Source organism: Gordonia marina (assembly GCF_052036135.1).
Taxonomy (GTDB): domain Bacteria; phylum Actinomycetota; class Actinomycetes; order Mycobacteriales; family Mycobacteriaceae; genus Gordonia.
Genome location: NZ_JBPSDN010000007.1, coordinates 94534 through 115816, shown reverse-complemented (window position 1 = coordinate 115816; position 21283 = coordinate 94534). Strand labels below are relative to the sequence as shown.

Below are 21283 nucleotides of genomic sequence, written 5' to 3'. Positions count from 1 at the left end.
GAGGCCGGTGCCGCTCTCATTCGAGAACGGTGCCGGCCTCCAGTGCATCCCGGGACACCAGCTGACCCGGCTGATCATCGATCTCGACGAGGTAGCCGCGGGAGACGACGCGGACGTCGTGGATCCGGAAACCCTCATAGCAGGCGCCCTTGCCGGCCTCGACGTCGACGGCCCGGTCGAGCGACGTGGTCGCGATCAGGGAACCGCTGTGCGCGTCGTACAGCCGCACCCGCGAGCCGCGGCCGATCGGGCCGCCGTCGAGCGCCTTCTTGGTGGCGCAGTCGACCCGGACGTAGCCGCTGGCGGTGAACTTGGTGGTGCTCGCGATGCCGAAGACCAGCACCACCGCGGTGACGGCGGCGAGCAGCAGCGCGGCGAGCACGCTGACCACCCAGACCCAGCCGTGGTCGTGGCGGCGCCAGGCGCGCGGCGGCAGGAACGCACCGCGCGGCTGGAAGTACTGGATCTGCGGCATCCCCGGCCCCGGGTCAGTCACGCGGCGGGAAGTACTTGATCAGGGCTTCCTGCACCACCGAGGTCGCCAGGGTGCCGTCGCGCATGAAGAACCGGCCCGAACCGATGCCCCGCGAACCCGCCGCCACCGGCGACTCGGTGGCGTACAGCATCCACTCGTCGAATCGCGGCTCGCGGTGGAACCACATCGAGTGGTTCACCGTCGCCGCGAACAGCCGGTCCATCCCCCACGACAGACCGTGGGTGGTGATGATCGAATCGAGCACGGTCGTGTCGGAGGCGTACGCCATGGCCGCGACGTGCAGCAGCGGATCGTCGGGCATCGCGCCGTCGGCCTTCATCCAGACCCGGTTGTGTGTGAGGGTCTCCCCCGCGTCCTTCACCTTCCACGTCGGGTCGTTGGCGAACCGGATGTCGATCGGGTGCAGCGCGTTGACGAACAGCGCGATCTGGTCCTCGTACCCCTTGAAGTGCTCGCCGAGCGTCGGCAGTTCCTCTGGGAACGGCACCAGCGGGATCTTCACGGCGTGCTCGAGACCGACGTTGTTGTCCTGGAAGGCGACCAGCATGGTGAAGATCTCCTCACCGTCCTGCTTGGCCGTGACCTGCCGATTGGCGAAGGCCTTGCCGTCGCGGAACCGGTCGACGTGATACTCCATCGGCTTGTTGACGTCGCCGCCGCGAATGAAGTGGGCGTGCAGCGCGTGCACCGGCGGGGTGCCGCGGACCAGTGTCCGGCCCGCGGCGACCACGCCCTGGCCCAGCAGCTGACCGCCGAAGGTACGGGCGGTCTTCTGCTCGGGATGCCGTCCGAGGAAGACGTCGTCGGACACCTGCTCGATGTCGAGCAGCTCGATCAGTTTGCCCAGATCGCCGCCCTCGGTCTCCACCTTGATCTGATGGCTCGGGTCGTTCAGGTTGCGGGTCATCCCACAACCCTATTCGACGCCCGGCCCGCTCCGGGCCCAGGCGCGTCAGTGGTCCTGTTCGCCGATCCGATGCAGGTGCAGCAGATTGGTGGAGCCGGGCACCTGCGGCGGGGCGCCGGCCACGACCACCACCACGGAGCCGCGCTTGAGTTCGCCGTTGACCTCGCAGAACTCGTCGAGCTGGTCGATCATCGCGTCGGTGCTGCCGGCCTTGGGCACCAGGAACGGCGCGACGCCCCAGCTCATAGTGAGCTGATTGCGGGTGAGTTCCTGCGTGGTGAACACCATCAGCCGCAGCCGCGAATGCAGCCGCGCGATGCGGCGCGCGGTGTCGCCGGTCTCGGTGAACGCGGCGATCGAGGTGACGTTGAGGCGTTCGCCGATGTCACGGGCGGCGTACGTGAGCACTCCGCGCTGGGTCCGCGGCACGTGCTTGAGCGGCGGCACCTCGCGGCGGCTCTCCTCGGCGGCGACCACGATGTTGCCCATGGTGCGGACCGTCTCGAACGGGAACGCGCCCACCGAGGTCTCGCCGGACAGCATCACGGCGTCGGCCCCGTCGAGCACCGCGTTCGCGACGTCGGACGCCTCGGCGCGCGTCGGGCGCGAGTTCTCGATCATCGAGTCGAGCATCTGCGTCGCGACGATCACCGGCTTCGCGTTCTCGCGGGCGATCTGGATGGCGCGCTTCTGCACCAGCGGGACCTGCTCGAGCGGCATCTCGACGCCCAGGTCGCCGCGCGCGACCATGATCGCGTCGAAGGCCAGCACGATGGCCTCCAGATTGTCGATGGCCTCCGGCTTCTCCAGCTTCGCGACGGTCATCACGCGGCGGCCGACGCGGTCCATGATCTCGTGGACCAGTTCGACGTCACCGGGGCTCCGCACGAACGACAGCGCCACGAAGTCGACGCCGAGCCCGAGGGCGAACTCCAGGTCGGCGACGTCCTTCTCGCTGAGCGCCGGGACCGAGATGTTCATACCGGGCAGCGACAGGCCCTTGTGGTTGCTGACGGTGCCGCCCTCGGTGACGAGGCAGACCACGTCGTTGCCGTCGATCTCCTCGACCGTCAGACCGACCTTGCCGTCGTCGACCAGCAGGCGGTCGCCGGGCTGCGCATCGGCCGCGAGCTGCTTGTACGTGGTCGACACGCGGTCGTGGTTGCCGATGACGTCGTCGACGGTGATGCGGACGACCTCGCCCTTGAGCCAGTCGACGGCCCCGTTGGGGCGACCGTTGTCCTCGAACCAGCCGAGGCGGATCTTCGGTCCTTGCAGGTCAGCGAGGATGCCGACCGGCTTGCCGGTGATCTCGGCGGCCCGGCGCACCAGCTCGTAGACCTTCCGGTGGTCGTCGTGGGTGCCGTGGCTGAAGTTCATGCGGGCGACGTTCATCCCGCATTCGACGAGCTCTGTGATGCGCTCCTGAGTATTGGTGGCGGGTCCGAGGGTGCAGACGATCTTGGTTCGACGGGTCACGTCACCAAGGCTAGTCCTTCGGGCCCGAACCTTCCTCTTCAGTTCGAGACTCGGACAGTGGCCCGAATTCGTCGTCGGCGAGTTCCTCGTCGTCGACGTCGACGACGCTCACGCCGGCCGGATTCGTGACGGTCTCGGCGTCGTCGTCGACGGCCTCGGCGGGTCCGGAATCGGTGTCGGCGTCGGCGTCGGCGTGCTCGTCGGTGTCGGCGTGCTCTTCGGTGTCGTCCACGTCCGGGTCCGCCGACTCGTCGGTGCCGGGCTGATCGTCGGCGGGCTCTGCGGACTCGCCGGCCTCGGGCTCGTCGGTGCTGGGCTCGTCGGTCTCGGACTCATCCGTGCCCGAGGTCTCGTCCTCATCAACGGTCTCGTCCTGAGCGCCAGCCTCGTCCTCAGCGGCAGTCTCGTCCTCAGCAGCGATCTCGTCCTCGGCGACGGCCGCATCCTCGTCGGAGGTCTCGTCGGCAGCGGCGCCCGGATCGGCCGCGGCGTCCTCGTCGGACTCGGCGGACTCGGCGAGGGATTCCGCGGCGGTCTTCGGGGCGAGCACGACCATCCCGGTGTCCGCGGCGCTGGCGATCACCTCGCGGATCTCGATGCCGCCGACCTGCGAGGCCGGATCGGAGACCACCGTGTAGACGGTCGCATCGGCGCCGGACCCGGCGTCGTCGGCCTCGTCGGCGGCCCGGTCCTCGGCGGCCAGGATGTCGTCGTCGAGAACCTCCCGGTCGAGGTCTTCCGCCCCCAGCGCTTCCGCCTCCAGGTCTTCTGCGTCCAGGTCCTCAGCGTCCAGATCCTCGGCGTCCAGATCCTCGGCGTCGTCCAGATCCTCGGCGTCGAGGTCCGCGGTGCCGGGACCGACGGCGACCGGCACGTGTTCCGGCTCATCGTCGTCCAGCGCGGGCGGGACATAGCCCAGTTCACCCTCGGCGGCGAGTTCTTCGGCGCGACGCGGCCAGTACATCGACAACCCGGTCTCCCGGCCGCGCGGGGCGAGCACGAAGTAGAGGGCCGCGCACAGGAACACGATCGCCGCGGTGAAGATGTTGATCCGGATGCCGAGGATGTGGGTGGCGGCGTCGGTGCGCAGCAGCTCGACCCCGAAGCGGCCCGCGCAGTAGCCCGCGACGTAGAGCGCGAACAGCCGGCCGTGCCCGATCCGGAAGCGGCGGTCGAGCAGCACCAGCACGATCACCACCAGCACGTTCCACAGCGCCTCGTAGAGGAACGTCGGGTGCACCACGCTGTGCAGGACGCCGGTCGACACCCCGTCGGGCAGCGAGATCCCGGTCTCGGCGCCGTCGCGGCGCACATACAGTTCCAGGCCCCACGGCAGCGTGGTCGGACCGCCGTACAGTTCCTGGTTGAAGTAGTTGCCGACGCGCCCGATGGCCTGCGCCAGCAGGATCGCCGGCGCGATCGCATCGCCGAACGGCGGCAGTTTGATGCCCTTCCAGCGGCAGCCGATCCAGGCGCCGAGGGCGCCGACCAGTACCGCACCCCAGATGCCGAGACCACCGTCCCAGATGGCGAGCGCCCCGGAGATACCGCGGCCATCGGTCCCGAAGTAGCGATACCAGTCGGTGGCCACGTGGTAGAGCCGGCCGCCGATCAGGCCGAACGGCACCGCCCAGAGGGCGACGTCGAGCACATCGCCGGGCCGGCCGCCGCGGGCCTGCCAGCGCCGGTCGCCCCACCAGACGGCGACGACGATGCCGATGATGATGCAGATCGCATAGGCGCGCAGGGGTACCGGTCCGAGGTACCAGACCCCCTGCGGAGGACTGGGCAGGTACGCGAGAACGCTCGTGTGACTCACGCGTCCACCCTAAAGCACCGACTCTCCACGTCGGGTCCCCGTCGCTGTCGCGGAACCGTGGTGTCTTACGACGTCGCCCCGTCGGCCACTCCGGTGTCCGCCCGGGAGCGGAGCGGACCCTTGTGCCACAGCGGCAACAGCCCGCGCCGCGCACCGCCGGATTCCACGCCCCGTCCCGTCGGCCATCCGCCCTCCGCCACCCGCGCCGCGCGCTGCCACGCGTCCGCGTAGCCGCCGGGATGGTCGATGGTGCAGACCGACGGGCACCGCGTGTGGAGGAACTCGGCGAAACCCCCGGCGACGGGTTCCTCGAGTGTCCCCGCGGCGAAGTCCGCCATCAGCGTCTCGACAGCACCTTCCGCGCAGGTGCGGTTCACGCCGATTCCCCCGTGCGGTCCGCGCGCCGCCCATCCGGTGGCGTACACACCGCTGCGCACCTCGCCGGTGCGCGGGTCGATCACCCGGTGGCCGTCGTTCGGAATCGTGTGGGTCTCCGCACAGAACGGCACCCCGTCGATCGCGCCGCCACGGAAGCCGATGGCGCGCAGCATGAGCGTCGCCTCGAGTGTCCGGCACCGTCCGTCCGCGCCGCGGAGTACGACATCGAGTCCCTCGTCTCCGCGGGTGATCTCGGTCGCCTCGGTGCCGAATCGCAAGACGATGCGCCGGGCACCCGGCACCCGCCCGGTGCCGGCGGCGATTCGCAGCAGGTCGGCCTTCGGTGACTCCGGGGCCGCGGCCAGGTCCGCGGCATCGACGACCACCTGTACTCCGGGTGTCTGCATGAGACCGTGCAACTCCGCAGCGGTGAACGAGGCGTGCTCGACCCCTCGGCGGCCACAGATCACCACCTCCTCGACCCGCGAGGCACGCAGCGCGGCCAGGGCGTGCGGGGCCGTCCCGGTACCGGTCAGCGTCTGCGGCGGTGCCGCCAAGATCCTGGCCATGTCGAGTGCCACGTTGCCGTTGCCGACGATCACCACGCGCCGGCCGGTCAGATCCGGCGAGAGCCTTCGATGGTCGGGATGGTCGTTGTACCAGCCGACGAACGCCAGAGCACCGACGGTGAGTTCTTCGCCCGGCACGGCCAGCGGGCGTTCATGCTGAGCTCCGTGCGCGTAGATCACGGCGTGGTGGTGGCGCATCAGATCGGAATGGTCGACATCGGTACCGACCTCGACTCCGAGGTGGAGGTGAAACCGCTGTTGCTGCCCGCGCATCCACCGGAACTGACCTGTCACCGACTTGGTCTCGGGATGGTCGGGGGCGACTCCATAGCGGATCAGACCGCCCGGAACGGGCAGCTTGTCGAGCATGGTCACCTCGACGCCCGGGTGGCGCAGAAGCGATCGTGCGGCATACCAGGCCGCCGCTCCGGATCCGACGATCGCCACCCGCAGACCGCCGGCACCGGCGTGAATGCCGGGCACCTCGCGGCGTTCCCACCGCGGAGACGTCGGATGATCGGCGTAGTAGCCGGCGTTGACCTCGGCGAACCATCGCTGGTCACCGCGGAGATCCGTGTCCGGCACGATCGCCCCGATCGGGCAGGCGTCCGCGCAGGCTCCACAGTTGATGCACGTGTGCGGATCGATGTGCAGGATCTCGGCGGCACCGAATCCCGGCTCGTCGGGTGTCGGGTGGATGCAGCCCACCGGACACGCCGTGAGGCAGGAGGCGTCGCTGCAGCAGTTCTGGGTGATGACGTAAGACACGGCAGGACTCCTCGCTACGTATCCGACGACTCGGCCAGCTCCTTCAGGAGCGGCAGCGGGTAGGGACAGGAACCGGCGCCGACGATGCGCGATCCGCCCCACGGGTCCTGGTCGACCAGTAGGCCGGGCACCGGGGGATTCGATCCGATGGTCAGCGTCACGGGCTGGTTGACGGTCCGGTGCAGCGACGCCAGCACGGGGGTGGGCAGGATCCGCCCGGACCAGCGAATCGCATTGTCGATCGGCTGGAACACCGCCAGAATGTGTATCTCGACATCGACGTTGCCGCCGTCGGCGTCGTGCAGAACGGCCGGGCCGCGGTAGTCCTCGCCCTCCTCGCGATCGTCCCGGCGAGTGAACTCGAAATCGCCGAGACGGGGACGCTTACCGATCACCGGGTTGAGATGCTCGCGCCGGCCGTCGATGTTTCGCGACGCCTGAGCCTGAGCGTGTCCCCGGACCTCGACACGCGTGCAACGGCGTTCGACCAGTGTCTGGACGCAGCGGGCTGCGTAGCGGCCCGACATGCGATCGGTGACCACGAAGTAGTTCGGGAACCCGTGCCGGGCGACACCGAGGTATCTGTGCTCGCCGAAACGCCGTCGTGAGTCGCTCTCGTCGAGCAGTCCGCGGCGGTGGGGTGCCTCCGCCGAATCGATGATCACGTCCACCGCGCGGGTCGTCCCGTCGCCGCCGGTGATGACCCACTTGTCCAGGTCGGCGTCGAACGCGACCGGCCGGTCCGGGGCGACGGTGAGAACGTCGCTCTTCAGCGCCGGCCGCGCGCGGCGTACGAACTCGCCGATGCCCTCACCCTTCCCGCGCACCGCGACATCGGTCGCGGCGCCGACGACGGCGTTCACTCCAGGAACCCGTAGTGCCGCCACATCCGCTGGGCGATCGACCCCATGAGCCCGTTGTCGGTCATGAAGCGATACAGCGACTGGAAGGCTTCGCGTCGCAGGGCGTTCACCTGCTCGTTGGCGCGCGCCTGACGCATCGCTTCCTTCGGATCCAGGCCCGTCCGGCGATAGACCTCTTCGTTGTACATGATGCGGCGCAGGACGAAGCCCGCGATGCCGTTCGTCTGCCCCACGACGAACCGCTCCCACCGCGATGAACGCTCCAGACGCCGGAGAACGCCCTCTCGCGCATACCTGATATGCCGGGCTTCCTCCGCCGTATGGATACGGAACATCTGGGCGACGATCGGTTGAATAGCCGGATCGTGCGCCGCCTTGCGCTGCAGGTCGTCGAGAATCTCCTCGCCGCAGAGCGCCGCGACCCACAGCATCACGCCCCGGTACGCGACCGGCATCCACTGCACCACCCGTGCTTCGAGCGTGGAGAGCCGGTAGGGCTGCGCGCCGACGGCGGCAGCCCCGCGCCCGAACATGATCATGTGGCGGGTCTCATCGCCGATCTCGGTCAGCGCGTAGTGCACCTCCCGGGCCGACGGATCCTGGTACAGCATCGTCCGCAGCAGCCCCTGGTTGAGGGTGTTCTCGAACCAGACGCCGCGGCTGAGCAGGTTCGCCACCTCTTGCCGCGACAGTTCCACGCGCTGACGGTGCGTCATCGATTCCCACATCGGGGTGCCGTACAGCGAGACGAACTCGACCGGCAGATAGAAGACATCGGGATCCTGTGGCGCATCCCAGTCGATGTCGACGGCCGAATCGTACGAGCGGCGCGACGAGGCATCGAGCAGACGGTCGGCGACCGCCTCCGGATCACTCGGCGATACCGCACGCACCGGGGGAGAGAACATCGTCATGGCGGGCCTCCAACCTGTTTCACGATCGACGGGCCGCACGCCCATCGGTTGTCTTCTCGAACGCTAGCAGTCATATAGACATATGTCATCCATCTGTCTATAAATGCGTCAGGGCTCGGGCAGACACCGAGGTAGACTGCGTCTATGTCACGTCGTCCGGGCCCTCGAACCGCCGCCAGTACCCGCGACAGGATCCTCCGGGCCGCACTGGGGCTGGCCGAAACGACGGGTTTCCGGAAAGTCTCGATGGACGAGATCGCCCGTCTCGGCGGTATCGGCCGCGCGACCCTGTACATGCATTTCAACGGCAAGGACTCGCTGATCCGCGCGGTGGTCGATTCCGAACTCCAGCGGTTCTTCACGACGATCACCGAGTCGGTGCAGGGCATCGACGACCCGGACGACCGCTTGATCGCCGGTTTCAGCGCCGGGTACCGGTGGCTGCGCGGTCATCAGGCGCTGCAGACGACCCTCAAGGTCAATCCCGACGCGATCAAGCAGTACATCGTCGCCGAGCACAGCAGCGCCCTCGATCTGGCGCGCACGTTCGTCGAACCGCTCGTCTGCGACGAACTCCCCGACCCGGTGCTGCGGTCTCAGTTCGCCGAATTCGTGGCCAGGCAGATCCACTCACTGGTGCTGATTCCGGGCGGCGTGGTCGGCATCGACGGTGCGACAGGACCGGAAGACTACGCACGGCAGTTCCTGGTGCCGGCGCTCACGGCACTCCGCGCCAGATCCGGCGACGCGGCACTGACCTGCGGCGTCGCCACCGTCTGACACTCAGGACGCCCGGATCGAACGGTGCGGGCGGGCCATCATGCCGCCGCACCGACCGGGGCGGCTACCCGACCTTCCGGACGCCCTCGGCGAGCTCGGTGACCAGGCTGGACAACTCCCCCGGCCCCTGCGTCGCGGCCGAGACCAGCGCTGAGCCGACGATCACGCCGTCGGCGTATTCGGCGATCTCGGCGGCCTGCCGCCCGTCGCGCACACCCAGCCCGACGCCGATCGGGATGTCGGAGTGCTCGCGGATCCGCGCGCAGAGTTCGGGGGCGAGGTTGTCGACGGCGTCGCGCGCACCGGTCACGCCCATCGTCGACGACGCGTAGACGAAGCCGCGGCAGTGATCGAGGGTCATCGCCAGCCGTTCGGGCGTCGACGACGGCGCCACCAGGTAGATGCGGTCCAGGTGATGCGCGTCGGAGGCGGCCTCCCACTCGGCCCCCTCGTCGGGGATGAGGTTCGGCGTGATGAGGCCGAGGCCGCCGGCGGCGGCGAGGTCCCGCGCGAAGGCGTCGACGCCGTATTTGAGGACCAGATTCCAGTAGACCATCACGACGGGGGCGGCCCCGGCGCCGGCCACGGTCTCCACGGCCCGGAAGACGTCGCGCACGCGGCTGCCGTTCGCCAGGGCGAGTTGCGTGGCCTTGGCGATCGTCGGGCCGTCCATCACCGGGTCGGAGTACGGGATGCCGACCTCGACGATGTCGCAGCCGGACTCGACCATGATGCGCAGCGATGCGAGGGAGTCGTCGACCGTCGGGTAGCCGACCGGGAAGTAGCCGATCAGGGCGGCGCGGTCCTCGGCGCGGCAGGCGGCGAAGGTCTCGCCGAGGCGGGACTCGGCGCCGGGAGCACTTCGACGGGGCTCAGCATGAACTCCGCGAGCGGGCCGGGTGTTGTCGGGTGCGGGCGTGCTCACTGATGGTTCTCCTGTGCCTCATTCGCCTGGGCCTTCGCGGCCTGCTGGGCGGCGTATTCGAACTCCGACGGCGGCTTGCCGAACAGCCCGAACCATTCCGCGGCGGTGTCGACGTCCTTGTCGCCGCGCCCGGACAGGCTGACGACGATGATCGCGCCCTCCCCCAGTTCGCGGCCCAGTTTCAGCGCGCCGGCGACGGCGTGCGCGGACTCGATCGCCGGGATGATGCCCTCGCGGCGCGAGAGCAGCGCGAGGGCGTCCATCGCCTCGGTGTCGGTGACCGGCCGGTACTCCGCGCGGCCCGTCTCCCGCAGGTAGGCGTGTTCGGGTCCGACGCCCGGGTAGTCCAGGCCGGCCGAGATGGAGTGCGATTCGATGGTCTGCCCGTCCTCGTCCTGCAGCAGGTACGAGTAGGCGCCCTGGAAGGCGCCGGGGCTGCCGCCGGTGAAGGTGGCCGCGTGCCGGCCCGTCTCCACGCCGTCGCCCGCGGCCTCGAACCCGACCAGGCGTACGGCGGCGTCGTCGATGAACGGGTGGAAGATGCCGATGGCGTTGGAGCCACCGCCGACGCAGGCGACGACGGCGTCGGGCAGCCGGCCGGCCTGATCGAGGATCTGGACGCGGGACTCCATGCCGACGATGCGCTGCAGGTCGCGCACCATCATCGGGAACGGATGCGGTCCGGCGGCGGTGCCGAAACAGTAGTAGGTGTCATCGGCATTGCCCACCCAGTCGCGCAGCGCCTCATTGATGGCGTCCTTGAGCGTCGCCGAACCGGTCTCGACGGCGACGACGTCCGCACCCAGCAGCCGCATCCGGGCCACGTTGAGGGCCTGCCGCTCGGTGTCGACGCGGCCCATGTAGATCACGCATTCCAGGCCGAGCAGCGCGCACGCGGTGGCGGTGGCGACGCCGTGCTGACCGGCGCCGGTCTCGGCGATCACCCGGGTCTTGCCCATCCGCTTGGCGAGCAGCGCCTGGCCGAGAACGTTGTTGATCTTGTGTGAGCCGGTGTGGTTGAGGTCTTCCCGCTTGAGGAAGAGCCGCGCGCCCCCGGCCTCGTCGGACAGGCGGGTGGCCTCATACAGCGGCGACGGCCGCCCGGTGTAGTCGCGCTGCAGACCGTCGAGCTCGGCGAAGAACTCATCGTCGGTGCGGAGCTTCTCGTAGGTGGCGGTGGCCTCCTCGATCACCGCCATCAGTGCCTCGGGGACGTGCCGGCCGCCGAACACGCCCCAGTGGCCCTTCTCATCGGGGCCGATCGGCGAGCGCTGCGCGACACCGTCGCTGGCCCGGGGGAAACGCGGCGAGCCGCCGTCTGCGGAATGTTCGGTCACGGTTCCTCAGTATCCTCGTCGTCTCGATGGATGCGCGAATCGGACCCGGGCGGTGCCGCGGGTTCGGTGCTCCCGGAGGTGGTGGGCTGGTCAGTGCGACGGTTTGGGGCACGACGGATGCGTGCCCGCGGTCACCAGGTCGGAGACCGCCTGGCGGGGGTCGCCACTGGTGACGAGGCCCTCGCCGACCAGCACGGCGTCGGCTCCGGCGCCGGCGTAGGCCAGCAGGTCGGCGGTGCCGCGGACACCCGACTCGGCGATCTTGATGATGTTCGACGGCAGGCCCGGCGCGATCCGGCCGAAGCAGTCGCGGTCCACCTCGAGCGTCTTGAGATTGCGCGCGTTGACGCCGACGACGGTCGCACCGGCTTCCAGCGCGCGGTCGGCCTCTTCTTCGGTGTGCACCTCGACCAGCGCGGTCATCCCGAGCGATTCGGTGCGGTCGAGCAGCGAGGCCAGCGCCTGCTGCTCCAGGGCCGCCACGATCAGCAGGATCACGTCCGCGCCGTGCGCGCGCGCCTCGTGGATCTGGTACGGCCCGACGATGAAGTCCTTGCGCAGGATGGGGATGTTCACCGCGGCGCGGACGGCGTCGAGATCGGCGAGGCTGCCGCGGAATCGTCGTTCCTCGGTGAGGACGCTGATGATCCGGGCGCCGCCGGCCTCGTAGGCCTGGGCCAGGTCCGCGGGGTCGGGGATGTTGGCGAGGTCGCCCTTCGACGGGCTCGCCCGCTTGACCTCGGCGATCACGCCGATCCCGGGAAGGTGCAGCGCGGCGGTCGCGTCGCGGGGCTCGGGGGCGCGCTCGGCGGCCCGCTTCACCGCGGCCAGATCGAGAACGGATTCGCGCGCGGCGACGTCGGCCTTCACGCCCTCGATGATCGAGTCGAGTACTGTGCCGCCAGTCACCGAACCAGCCCCTTTCTCGCGTACCTCTCCGGCTGTGGGGTCCAGCCTAGAGACCGTGCCGGGCCACCCGGCCCCCGGGGTCTGCTACGCCCAGCTCGGCGGCGAGGTAGGGCGCGGTGACGCTGCCCGGCGCCGCGGCGACCTGCGCCGGGGTGCCCGCGGCGACCACGGCGCCGCCGTCACCGCCCGCGCCGGGGCCGAGGTCGATCACGTGATCGGCCTGCGCCACCACCCGCATGTCCAGCTCCGCGGCGACCACGGTGTTACCGGCGTCGACCAGCCGGAACAGGTGCGCGAGCAGCCGGTCGGTGTCGGCCGGATGCAGGCCGGCGGTCGGCTCGTCGAGCACGTAGAGGGTGCCGCCGCGCGCGGCGCGCTGCAGTTCGCTGGCGAGTTTCACGCGCTGCGCCTCGCCGCCGGAGAGCTCGGTCGCGGGCTGTCCGAGGCGGAGGTAACCGAGCCCGACGTCGACCAGCGCCTGGATGGGCTGGCGCACGGCGGGCTCGCCGTCGAAGACCTCCAGCGCCTCCTCGACGGTGAGGTCGAGGACCTGCGCGATGGTCCGCCCCTCCCACTCGATCTCCAGGGTCTCCGGGTTGTAGCGGCTGCCGTGGCAGTCCGGGCACGGGCTGTAGACGCTCGGCAGGAACAGCAGTTCCACCATCACCCAGCCCTCGCCCTCGCAGGTGGGACAGCGGCCGCCGGCGACGTTGAACGAGAACCGGCCGGGCTTGTAGCCGCGTTTCTTCGCCTCGGGGGTGGCGGCGAAGCACTTGCGGATGTGATCGAACATGCCGGTGTAGGTGGCGACATTGGAGCGCGGGGTGCGGCCGATCGGCTTCTGATCGATGCACACGACGCGTTTGACGTCGCCGAGATCGCCGCGCACCTCGCCGCCGACCGGCGCCGCGGTCTCGGCGAGCATGTCGTCGTCATCGGGCTCCGCCACGCTCACCGGCTTGCCCAGCCGCTCGCCGACGAGTTCCGGGATCGCCTGCGCGACCAGGCTCGACTTCCCCGCCCCAGACACCCCGGTCACCGCGGTGAAACGGTGCAGAGGGACGGTCACGGTCTCCTCGTGCAGGTTGTTCCGGGTCACCCCCACCAGTTCCAGTTCGCCGCCGGTGTCGCGCAGTGACCGGGGCGCGGGCCGCGCGCCGTCACCGAAGAGGTAGCGCCGGGTCACCGACTCGGCCACCTCGGCGAGGCCCGCGGGCTCACCGCTGTACAGCACCCGGCCACCCCGGGTGCCCGCACCGGGCCCCAGGTCGACCAGCCAGTCCGCCGCCGCGATCACGTCCAGCGAGTGTTCGACGACGAAGACGGTGTTCCCGCGCTCCTTCAGGCCCGCGAGGATGCCGCGCAGCGCGTCCCGGTCGCGCGGGTGCAACCCGGCCGACGGCTCGTCGAGCACGTACACCACGCCGAAGAGCTGCGACGACAGCTGAGTCGCCAGCCGTACCCGTTGCAGTTCGCCGCCGGACAGCGTCGGGGTGCTGCGGGCGAGCGACAGGTACCCCAGACCCAGCTCGATCATCGGCCGCAGCCGCTCACCGAGGTCGGCCACGAGGCGCTGCGCCGCCGCGCGCTTCTCCACCGACATGTTCGGGGTGTGCCGGACGTCCGGGGCGGAGGCGTGCGCCGCCCCGCCGGCCGCGACCCGCTCGGCGGGCGCCCAGTCCGGATCGGCGACGCGGGCGCACAGTTCGGCGAGGCGCGCCATCGGCAGGCGCGACAGTTCGGCGATGTCGAGCCCGTCGAAGGTGACCGCCAGCGACTCCGGCTTCAGGCGCTTGCCGTGGCACGACGGGCAGAGCGCGGCCCCGACGAACTGGGCGACGCGCTTCTTCACCGAACCGCTCTTGGTCTTCGCGAAGGTCTCCAGCACGTACTGCTGCGCGCCGACATAGGTGCCCTTGTACGCCGGTTCGACGCCCTGTTCCCGCAGCCGGCGGATCTTCTCCGGGGTGGCGTCCCGGTACACGTGGACGGTCGGGCGTTCGTCGGTGAAGAGGATCCAGTCGCGGTCGGCGCGCGGCAGGTCGCGCCAGGGCACGTCGACGTCGTACCCGAGGGTGACCAGCACGTCGCGCAGACTCTTGCCGTACCAGGCCGGGGGCCACGACGCGATGGCGCCTTCACGGATGGTGAGGCTCGGGTCGGGGACCATGAGTTCTTCGGTCACCTCGTAGACGCGGCCGATGCCGTGGCACCGCGGGCAGGCGCCCTGCGGGGTGTTCGGCGAGAAGTCCTCGGCGTACAGCATCGGGGCGTCGGCCGGATAGTCGCCGGCCCGCGAATAGAGCATCCGCAGCAGACTCGACAGCGTGGTCACACTGCCGACCGACGACCGGACGCTGGTGCCGCCGCGCTGCTGCTGCAGCGCCACCGCGGGCGGCATGCCCTCGATGGCGTCGACGTCGGGCACGCCGGCCTGGTCGATCAGCCTGCGGGCGAACGGCGCCACCGATTCGAGGTAGCGGCGCTGCGACTCGGCGAAGAGGGTCCCGAACGCCAGCGACGACTTCCCCGACCCGGAGACCCCGGTGAAGACGACGAGCGCGTCGCGGGGGACGTCGACGTCGACGTCGCGCAGATTGTGTTCGCGGGCGCCGCGCACCCGGACGGTGTTGTGCAAGTCCACGCCGGTCATGCTCGCCGGTCGGTGTCCCCGTCGTCTCCGGAATCGCCGTTCTCGGTCAGATCCATCCCGTTGTCGAGCGCATCCCACATCTCGCGTTCGCTGGCCGGGACCTGCTCCCGCTTCTCCCGCTCGGCGAAGACCCGGCGTTCCAGCTCGTCCCGGCGCGCGGCCGGCGACGTGTACTTCGACGACGACCCGCCCGTCCCGGAGGCCGACCGCATCATGAACACGGCGGCGACCACCGTGCACACGACTGCGACGAGGACCACCACGGCCGGGAAGGTGGCGGTGGTGACGGCGATGACGTCACGAGAGGCGGGTAGATCGATCGCCTGCGCCGCGTACGCGCTGTTCTTTCCCCCGGCGAGCAACGAGATCGCCGGGTACGACACGGTGACACCGATGATCGCGACGACGACGGCGACGATGCGGAGCCCGATCCCGTGCAGCACGAACTGCACGGCGAGCGCGGCCAGCAGGACGATCGCCACCGCGACCAGCCAGGGACTCCAGTTGGAGCCCTTGACCGCGTCGAAGTGCGGCGCCCCCTGCAAATCCTCCGAGGCCACCGTCGCCCACCGCATCCGGGACGAGATCCACAGCAGCAGCGCCGCGACGATCAGCAGGATCGCGGCGATCGCCCGGCGGCGCCGGTCCGGCGGCGCGGCCTTCTTGTCGCGGGTCGCGGTCGCGGGAACCTCCGCGCCGGACGGGCCGCTCACCGGCCGGCTCCCTCGGCGGCGACCGGCATCATCGTGCCGGCCGCGGCGACGGCACCCAGGACGGCCATCGCCTTGTTGCGGGCCTCGGTGTACTCGTAATCGGCGTTGCTGTCGGCGACCACGCCCGCGCCGGCCTGGACGTAGGCCCGGCCCGGGGTCATCAACGCGGTGCGGATCGCGATGGCGGTGTCGGCATCGCCGGCGAAGTCGAGGTAACCGACCACGCCGCCGTAGAGTCCGCGCCGGGTGAGTTCACTGTCTTCGATCAGTTCCATCGCCCGGACCTTGGGCGCCCCGGTGAGGGTGCCGGCCGGGAAGCAGGCGGTGACCGCGTCGAGCGCCCGCTTGTCCTCGCGGAGCTGCCCGGTGACCGTCGACACCAGGTGCATCACGTGGCTGTAGCGTTCCACGCGCCGGTAGTCGTTGACCCGGACGGTGCCCGGCCGGCAGACCCGGCCCAGGTCGTTGCGCCCGAGATCGACCAGCATCAGGTGCTCGGAGTTCTCCTTCTCGTCCTCCAGCAGCCCCTTGGCCAGCAGGACGTCCTCCTCCTCGGTGGCACCGCGCCAGCGGGTGCCCGCGATCGGATGCGTCGTCGCGACGCCGTCGCTCACCGTGACCAGAGCCTCCGGCGACGAACCGACGATGCTGAAGGGCTTGGCACCGACACCGCTCGCGGTGATCCCGGGCAGCCGCAGCAGATACATGTACGGGCTCGGGTTCGACGCCCGCAGCACCCGGTACACGTCGATCGGGTCGGCGTCGGTGGCGATCTCGAAACGCATCGACGGCACCACCTGGAACGCCTCACCGGACTCGATCGCGTCGATGAGACCGTCGATGATCGGGGTGAATTCGGCGAGTGTGCGCTGGCAGTCGTAATCGGGGGCGGGCCGGTCGAAGGTCGACACGGTCGACGCTGCCGGGGCCGCCAGGGCCGCGGTCATCGCATCGAGGCGGGCGACGGCGTCGTCGTACGCGTCGTTCGCCCGCTCGTCGCTGCCGTCGAAGTTGATGGCGTTGGCGATGAGCGTGATGGTGCCCTCGTGATGGTCGAACGCGGCCAGGTCGGCGACGAGCAGCCAGAACATGTCCGGGAGCCCGAGATCGTCGACCGTGCTCGACGGGAGTCGTTCCAGGCGCCGGACGAAGTCATAGGCCATGAACCCGACGAAACCACCTGTCAGCGGTGGCAGGCCGGCGAGCCGATCGGTGTGCAGCAGGCGCAGCGAGGCGTCCAGGGCTTCCAGGGGATCGCCGTCGACGGGGGCGCCGGCGGGCACGGTCCCCCACCAGTGCGTCTGCCCGTCGACGACGGTCAGCGCGGACGGCGAGCCGGCCCCGATGAAACTCCATCGCGACCACGACTGGCCGTTCTGGGCGGACTCCAGCAGGAAGGTGCCCTCCTTGTCGCCGGCCAGCTTGCGGTACGCCGACAGCGGGGTCTCCGAATCGGCGAGCAGCTTCCGGGTGACCGGGACGACGCGGTGGTCGGCGGCCAGATCGAGGAAGGTCTCGCGGGTGGTGGTGTGTGCGGCGCCGGTCATCCCAGCGGCACCCCGCCGACTCCCCACTGGGTGCGCGGCACCTCGGTGATGGTGACCCACACCGAGTCGGGATTCTTGCCGGTGGCCCGCGCGTAGGCCTCGGTGACCGCGGCGATGGTCTCGTTCTTGACCCGGTCCGAGAGGCCCGGGGTCTGGGAGATCTGGATGAGCGGCATGGCTCGGCCCTTCTGTGGTGTGGCGTTCTGGAGGTCTAGGTCGTGTTGCGAAAATCCCTTTACGGGCCTCGTCGGCCCGATGAACGGCTGGCTGCGTTGTCGTCGGTCAGGATACCTGCCGGTATCCCTCCCTCCTCCGCCTTGCCATCCGCCCATCGGACTCGCCGAATGCCTCGCAGAAGACTTTCGCAACACGACCAGGCGGCGCGGGTCAGTCCGCGAACCGCAGCGGCTCGGTGTCGAAACAGCTGTGGTTGCCGGTGTGACACGCGGCGCCGGTCTGATCGACCGTCAACAGCAGGGTATCGCCGTCGCAGTCCAGGCGCGCATCGTGCACGTACTGGGTGTGACCGCTGGTCTCGCCCTTGACCCAGTACTCCTGTCGTGACCGGGAGTAGTAGGTGGCGCGGCGGGTGGCGAGGGTGCGTTCGAGCGCCTCGTCGTCCATCCACGCCATCATCAGCACCTGACCGGTGCCGCGTTCCTGGGCGATGGCGGCGAACAGGCCGTCGTCGTTGCGCTTGAGCCGCGCGGCGAGCTCTTCGGGGAGGGCCATGGGATCTCCTGGTCAGTCGTGGGCGTGGCGGACGACGATGCCGTCGGCGGCCATCGCGGCCTTGACGTCGCCGATGGTCAGCTCGCCGAAATGGAACACCGAGGCGGCGAGCACGGCGTCGGCGCCGGCGTGCACGGCCGGCGGGAAGTGGGCGGCGGTGCCTGCGCCCCCGCTGGCGATCACCGGGATGCTGACGGCCTCCCGAACGGCCTCGATCATGCGCAGATCGAAGCCCTCCTTGGTGCCGTCGGCGTCCATCGAGTTGAGCAGGATCTCCCCCACCCCGAGTTCTTCGCCGCGGCGAGCCCATTCGACGGCGTCGATCCCGGTGCCCTTGCGGCCGCCGTGCGTGGTGACCTCCCAGCCGGACTCGGTGGGCTCGTGCTCCGCCTCCGCCGCCTGTGTCCGCGCATCGACCGACAGCACGATGCACTGCGAACCGAAGCGGCGGCTCATCTCACTGAGCACCTCGGGCCGGGCGATCGCGGCGGTGTTGACGCTGACCTTGTCCGCGCCGGCCCGCAGCATGGCGTCGACGTCGTCGACGGTGCGGATACCACCGCCGACGGTCAGCGGAATGAAGATCTGATCGGCCGTGCGCTTCACCACATCGATCATCGTCGAGCGGCCCGAGCTCGACGCGGTGACGTCGAGGAAGGTCAACTCGTCGGCGCCCTCGGCGTCGTACCGGGCGGCCAGCTCGACGGGGTCGCCCGCGTCGCGCAGATTCTGGAAGTTCACACCCTTGACCACCCGGCCGCCGTCGACGTCCAGGCACGGGATCACTCGTACGGCCAGGCTCACTTGTCATGCCTCTCGGTCGGGTGCTGCGACGAATCCTGCGGCCCGGAGGCCGGGGGCGAATCCTGCGGCCCGAAGGCCAGGGTCTGCGGGGGCGGCCACTCACCGGCCGCGATCACGTCGAGCAGTTCGTCGTGGACGCCGGGGGCGGCGGCGACCAGCGACGGCGTGCTGACCGTCCAGGGCCGGCCGTGGATGTCGGTGGCCAGTCCCCCGGCGGCGCGCACCAGCGCGACCCCGGCGGCGTGGTCCCACGGGTGGCGGCCGTACGACACCGCACCGGCCAGCTTCCCGGCCGCCACGTACGCCATGTCGGTGCCGGTGGAGCCGTGCATCCGGATCCGCGCGTGACGGCGGGTGATCTCGCCCTGCACGCGGGCGCGCTCGGCTCCCGGGAACATCCCGCCCTGGTCGACGTAGTACGACACGTAGCCGATCGCCGAGGAGCGCAGCGTCCCGGCACCCAGATCCGGGGCGGGACGGCCGTCGATCAGCAGCGGCCTGCCCTTGTAGGCGGCGAAGCGCTGGTCCTGGCCGGGCAGCCAGGTGAGGCCGATGACCGGCTCGCCGTCGACCACCAGAGCCAGCAGCATCGCGGTGAGCGGCAGGCCGGTGGAGTAGTTGAAGGTGCCGTCGATCGGGTCGAGCAGCCACACCGCGCCGCAGCTCGGATCCGGGCCGCCGAACTCCTCGCCGTGCACCTCGATTCCGGTGCGCGCCACCAGGTCCCGTGTGATGCGGCGTTCGAGCGCGAGATCGAGTTCGGTGGCGAAGTCGGTCCCGCCCTTCGAGTGCGCGCTCGGTGCGCCGAGTCCGCCGAGGAATTCCGGGACGGCCTCGTCGAGCACCGTCGTCGCGACGTCGAGGAGACCCGCGAGGTCGCCGGGGGCCGTCACGTCGCTCATCGTCTTCTGCTCCGAACGTCTACTTCTCGAGCGCCTACCGCGCCGCCGCGGCGACGGCAGCGAGCGCCTCGGGCAGGGTGAAGCGGCCGGCGTAGAGCGCCTTGCCGACGATCGCGCCTTCCACGCCGAGCGGAACCAGACCGGCGATCGCGGTCAGGTCCTCGATCGCGGAGATGCCCCCGGAGGCGACGACCGGCGCATCCGTGCGCCGGGCCACCTGCTCGAGCAGTTCCAGGTTCGGGCCGGTGAGCGTGCCGTCCTTGCTGACATCGGTCACCACGTACCGCGCGCAGCCGTCGGCGTTGAGCCGGTCGAGGACCTCCCAGACCTCCCCGCCCTCGGTGACCCAGCCGCGGCCGCGGACACGATAGCTGCCCTGTTCATCGCGCAGGACGTCCAGGCCGACGGCGATGCGGTCGCCGTGCTCGGCGATCGCCCGCGCACACCACTGCGGGTTCTCGATCGCGGCCGTGCCGAGGTTGACCCGGGTGCAGCCGGTCGCGAGGGCCGCAGCCAGCGACGCGTCGTCACGGATACCGCCGGAAAGTTCCAGCTTCACGCTGAGTTCGGCGGCGACCTCGCTGATCACCGCGCGGTTGTCACCGCGGCCGAACGCCGCGTCGAGGTCGACCATGTGAATCCACTCGGCGCCGCCGCGCTCCCAGGCGAGGGCGGCGTCGCGCGGCGAGCCGTACGGGGTCTCCGAGCCCGCGGCGCCCTGCACCAGCCGGACGGCCTGTCCGTCGACGATGTCGACGGCGGGCAGCAGTTCGAGGATCTGGGCCATCGGGTGGGTCACTTCTCTTTCGGTTCTCGGGAGGGGGTGGTTCCGGCGGGCGGGTCGTCGCGACGGGCGCGCAGTTCGTCGATCTCGCGCTGCACTCCGCGCAGCTCGCGGCGGGCGACGACGGCCAGCACGACCACCATCAGCACCACCGCCGCGATCGCGACGGCCAGCGCGACGGTCACCGTCATGGTCGAGATCCACCAGACGATCGGGATGGCGATCAGCAGCACCAGGGCCGCCGCGCCGAGCGAGCGGGCGACCATGCGGCCGAACGAGAACTCGTCGGCGGCGCTGGGGCCCGGCGGTTGCCGTGTCACAGGGTCGCCACCCAGTTGGCCAGCAGCCGCGCACCGACGTCCCCGGACTTCTCCGGGTGGAACTGGGTGGCCCACAGCGGACCGTTCTCGACGGCGGCGAGGAACGGCGCACCGTATTGCGTCCACGTCAGCTTCGGCGCCGTCAGCGGCGACCCGCCGCTGTCCATCTCCCACGACTGGGCGGCGTAGGAATGCACGAAGTAGAAGCGCGCGTCCGGGGCGATCCCGTCGAACATCACCGAGTCCTCGGGGGCGTCGACGGTGTTCCAGCCCATGTGCGGCAGCACCGGCGCGGGCAGCCGGGTCACCGCGCCCGGCCACTCGCCGCAGCCGGCGGTTTCGACGCCGAACTCGACGCCCTCGTCGAACAGGATCTGCATGCCGACGCAGATCCCGAGCACCGGGCGGCCGCCGGCCAGCCGCCGGCCGATGATCCGGTCGCCACGCACCGCGCGCAGCCCCGCCATGCACGCCTCATAGGCGCCCACGCCGGGAACCAGCAGACCGTCGGCGTCCAGGGCGGTCTGGAAGTCGGAGGTCACCTCGACCACGGCGCCGGCCCGCTCCAGCGCACGCTGCGCGGAGCGGACGTTGCCGGAGCCATAGTCGAGGAGCGCGACTGTGGGAAGCGGCCCGCTCGCGGAGTTCATATTGAGCCCCGCCGAAGTGCTCCCGGCGCCGGTC

At 70.4% G+C, this 21283-nt stretch carries 21 protein-coding genes; 1 reads left to right on the top strand and 20 read right to left on the bottom strand.

What is annotated here, in order from left to right; genetic code table 11:
* Positions 1-16: 16 nt before the first annotated feature.
* The 7 genes from ACSEEN_RS06220 to ACSEEN_RS06190 form a co-directional block, all read right to left on the bottom strand.
* Positions 17-496 carry a hypothetical protein gene (locus tag ACSEEN_RS06220; protein ID WP_247863956.1) on the bottom strand — a complete coding sequence of 160 codons (480 nt, stop codon included), beginning with the start codon at positions 494-496 and terminating at the stop codon, positions 17-19.
* Positions 489-1403: an acyl-CoA thioesterase gene (locus ACSEEN_RS06215; RefSeq protein WP_247863957.1), complete on the bottom strand. Its 915-nt coding sequence runs from the start codon at positions 1401-1403 to the stop codon at positions 489-491. Before ACSEEN_RS06215 ends, ACSEEN_RS06220 begins: the two co-directional genes overlap by 8 nt.
* A 45-nt stretch (positions 1404-1448) precedes the next feature.
* Entirely contained in the window at positions 1449-2882 is a 1434-nt protein-coding gene (gene pyk / locus ACSEEN_RS06210; RefSeq protein WP_371307665.1) for a pyruvate kinase, read from the bottom strand.
* 10 nt (positions 2883-2892) lie between these two features.
* Positions 2893-4701: a prolipoprotein diacylglyceryl transferase gene (gene lgt, locus ACSEEN_RS06205; protein WP_440712651.1), complete on the bottom strand. Its 1809-nt coding sequence runs from the start codon at positions 4699-4701 to the stop codon at positions 2893-2895.
* A 65-nt stretch (positions 4702-4766) separates the two neighbouring features.
* Entirely contained in the window at positions 4767-6416 is a 1650-nt protein-coding gene (locus tag ACSEEN_RS06200; RefSeq protein ID WP_440712650.1) for an FAD-dependent oxidoreductase, read from the bottom strand.
* A gap of 14 nt (positions 6417-6430) precedes the next feature.
* Positions 6431-7279, bottom strand: coding sequence for a DUF4873 domain-containing protein (locus ACSEEN_RS06195; protein ID WP_440712649.1), 849 nt, complete (start codon positions 7277-7279; stop codon positions 6431-6433).
* On the bottom strand, positions 7276-8238 hold the full coding sequence (locus tag ACSEEN_RS06190) for an AurF N-oxygenase family protein (RefSeq protein ID WP_440712648.1): 963 nt from the start codon (positions 8236-8238) through the stop codon (positions 7276-7278). The genes ACSEEN_RS06195 and ACSEEN_RS06190 overlap by 4 nt, the downstream gene beginning before the upstream one ends.
* Positions 8239-8337: 99 nt before the next feature.
* Here ACSEEN_RS06190 and ACSEEN_RS06185 point away from each other — a divergent pair, with 99 nt between their 5' ends.
* On the top strand, positions 8338-8973 hold the full coding sequence (locus ACSEEN_RS06185; RefSeq protein WP_440712647.1) for a TetR/AcrR family transcriptional regulator: 636 nt from the start codon (positions 8338-8340) through the stop codon (positions 8971-8973).
* Between the two features lie 64 nt (positions 8974-9037).
* On the opposite strand, the gene trpA is transcribed toward ACSEEN_RS06185, so the two are convergent.
* The 13 genes from trpA to hisH form a co-directional block, all read right to left on the bottom strand.
* Positions 9038-9898, bottom strand: a complete 861-nt coding sequence (trpA, locus tag ACSEEN_RS06180; protein WP_440712646.1) for a tryptophan synthase subunit alpha — start codon at positions 9896-9898, stop codon at positions 9038-9040.
* Positions 9895-11235 carry a tryptophan synthase subunit beta gene (trpB, locus tag ACSEEN_RS06175; protein ID WP_440712645.1) on the bottom strand — a complete coding sequence of 447 codons (1341 nt, stop codon included), beginning with the start codon at positions 11233-11235 and terminating at the stop codon, positions 9895-9897. The genes trpA and trpB overlap by 4 nt, the downstream gene beginning before the upstream one ends.
* 90 nt (positions 11236-11325) lie before the next feature.
* On the bottom strand, positions 11326-12144 hold the full coding sequence (gene trpC / locus ACSEEN_RS06170; RefSeq protein ID WP_247863962.1) for an indole-3-glycerol phosphate synthase TrpC: 819 nt from the start codon (positions 12142-12144) through the stop codon (positions 11326-11328).
* Between the two features lie 46 nt (positions 12145-12190).
* The gene (locus ACSEEN_RS06165) at positions 12191-14797 is read right to left on the bottom strand and encodes an excinuclease ABC subunit UvrA (protein ID WP_440712644.1); all 2607 of its coding nucleotides are present in this window, start codon (positions 14795-14797) and stop codon (positions 12191-12193) included.
* Positions 14794-15510: a TIGR02234 family membrane protein gene (locus ACSEEN_RS06160; RefSeq protein ID WP_247863963.1), complete on the bottom strand. Its 717-nt coding sequence runs from the start codon at positions 15508-15510 to the stop codon at positions 14794-14796. The genes ACSEEN_RS06165 and ACSEEN_RS06160 overlap by 4 nt, the downstream gene beginning before the upstream one ends.
* Complete coding sequence (locus tag ACSEEN_RS06155) at positions 15507-17057, bottom strand: anthranilate synthase component I (protein WP_440712643.1); 1551 nt, start codon at positions 17055-17057, stop codon at positions 15507-15509. The genes ACSEEN_RS06160 and ACSEEN_RS06155 overlap by 4 nt, the downstream gene beginning before the upstream one ends.
* Positions 17054-17233, bottom strand: a complete 180-nt coding sequence (locus tag ACSEEN_RS06150; protein WP_005935191.1) for a tautomerase family protein — start codon at positions 17231-17233, stop codon at positions 17054-17056. The genes ACSEEN_RS06155 and ACSEEN_RS06150 overlap by 4 nt, the downstream gene beginning before the upstream one ends.
* Before the next feature lie 211 nt (positions 17234-17444).
* Positions 17445-17789, bottom strand: coding sequence for a phosphoribosyl-AMP cyclohydrolase (gene hisI / locus ACSEEN_RS06145; protein ID WP_247863965.1), 345 nt, complete (start codon positions 17787-17789; stop codon positions 17445-17447).
* A 12-nt stretch (positions 17790-17801) separates the two neighbouring features.
* Positions 17802-18593 carry an imidazole glycerol phosphate synthase subunit HisF gene (gene hisF, locus ACSEEN_RS06140; protein ID WP_247863966.1) on the bottom strand — a complete coding sequence of 264 codons (792 nt, stop codon included), beginning with the start codon at positions 18591-18593 and terminating at the stop codon, positions 17802-17804.
* On the bottom strand, positions 18590-19495 hold the full coding sequence (locus ACSEEN_RS06135) for an inositol monophosphatase family protein (protein ID WP_440712642.1): 906 nt from the start codon (positions 19493-19495) through the stop codon (positions 18590-18592). Before ACSEEN_RS06135 ends, hisF begins: the two co-directional genes overlap by 4 nt.
* Before the next feature lie 34 nt (positions 19496-19529).
* A complete protein-coding gene (gene priA, locus ACSEEN_RS06130) occupies positions 19530-20282 on the bottom strand; it encodes a bifunctional 1-(5-phosphoribosyl)-5-((5-phosphoribosylamino)methylideneamino)imidazole-4-carboxamide isomerase/phosphoribosylanthranilate isomerase PriA (protein WP_247868039.1) in 753 nt (250 codons plus the stop codon).
* Positions 20283-20290: 8 nt separating this feature from the next.
* Positions 20291-20599: a hypothetical protein gene (locus ACSEEN_RS06125; RefSeq protein ID WP_247863968.1), complete on the bottom strand. Its 309-nt coding sequence runs from the start codon at positions 20597-20599 to the stop codon at positions 20291-20293.
* Entirely contained in the window at positions 20596-21249 is a 654-nt protein-coding gene (gene hisH / locus ACSEEN_RS06120) for an imidazole glycerol phosphate synthase subunit HisH (RefSeq protein ID WP_298445694.1), read from the bottom strand. Before hisH ends, ACSEEN_RS06125 begins: the two co-directional genes overlap by 4 nt.
* Between the last annotated feature and the right edge of the window lie 34 nt (positions 21250-21283).

Excerpts from the sequence above, each read along its gene's own strand:
- ACSEEN_RS06165 (WP_440712644.1), bottom strand. The coding sequence starts at position 14,797 with ATGACCGGCGTGGACTTGCACAACACCGTCCGGGTGCGCGGCGCCCGC.
- ACSEEN_RS06190 (WP_440712648.1), bottom strand. The coding sequence starts at position 8,238 with ATGGGCGTGCGGCCCGTCGATCGTGAAACAGGTTGGAGGCCCGCCATG.
- ACSEEN_RS06215 (WP_247863957.1), bottom strand. The coding sequence starts at position 1,403 with ATGACCCGCAACCTGAACGACCCGAGCCATCAGATCAAGGTGGAGACC.
- ACSEEN_RS06185 (WP_440712647.1), top strand. The coding sequence starts at position 8,338 with ATGTCACGTCGTCCGGGCCCTCGAACCGCCGCCAGTACCCGCGACAGG.
- ACSEEN_RS06135 (WP_440712642.1), bottom strand. The coding sequence starts at position 19,495 with ATGAGCGACGTGACGGCCCCCGGCGACCTCGCGGGTCTCCTCGACGTC.
- ACSEEN_RS06155 (WP_440712643.1), bottom strand. The coding sequence starts at position 17,057 with ATGACCGGCGCCGCACACACCACCACCCGCGAGACCTTCCTCGATCTG.
- ACSEEN_RS06150 (WP_005935191.1), bottom strand. The coding sequence starts at position 17,233 with ATGCCGCTCATCCAGATCTCCCAGACCCCGGGCCTCTCGGACCGGGTC.
- priA (WP_247868039.1), bottom strand. The coding sequence starts at position 20,282 with ATGGCCCAGATCCTCGAACTGCTGCCCGCCGTCGACATCGTCGACGGA.
- hisI (WP_247863965.1), bottom strand. The coding sequence starts at position 17,789 with ATGGCCCTCCCCGAAGAGCTCGCCGCGCGGCTCAAGCGCAACGACGAC.
- hisH (WP_298445694.1), bottom strand. The coding sequence starts at position 21,249 with ATGAACTCCGCGAGCGGGCCGCTTCCCACAGTCGCGCTCCTCGACTAT.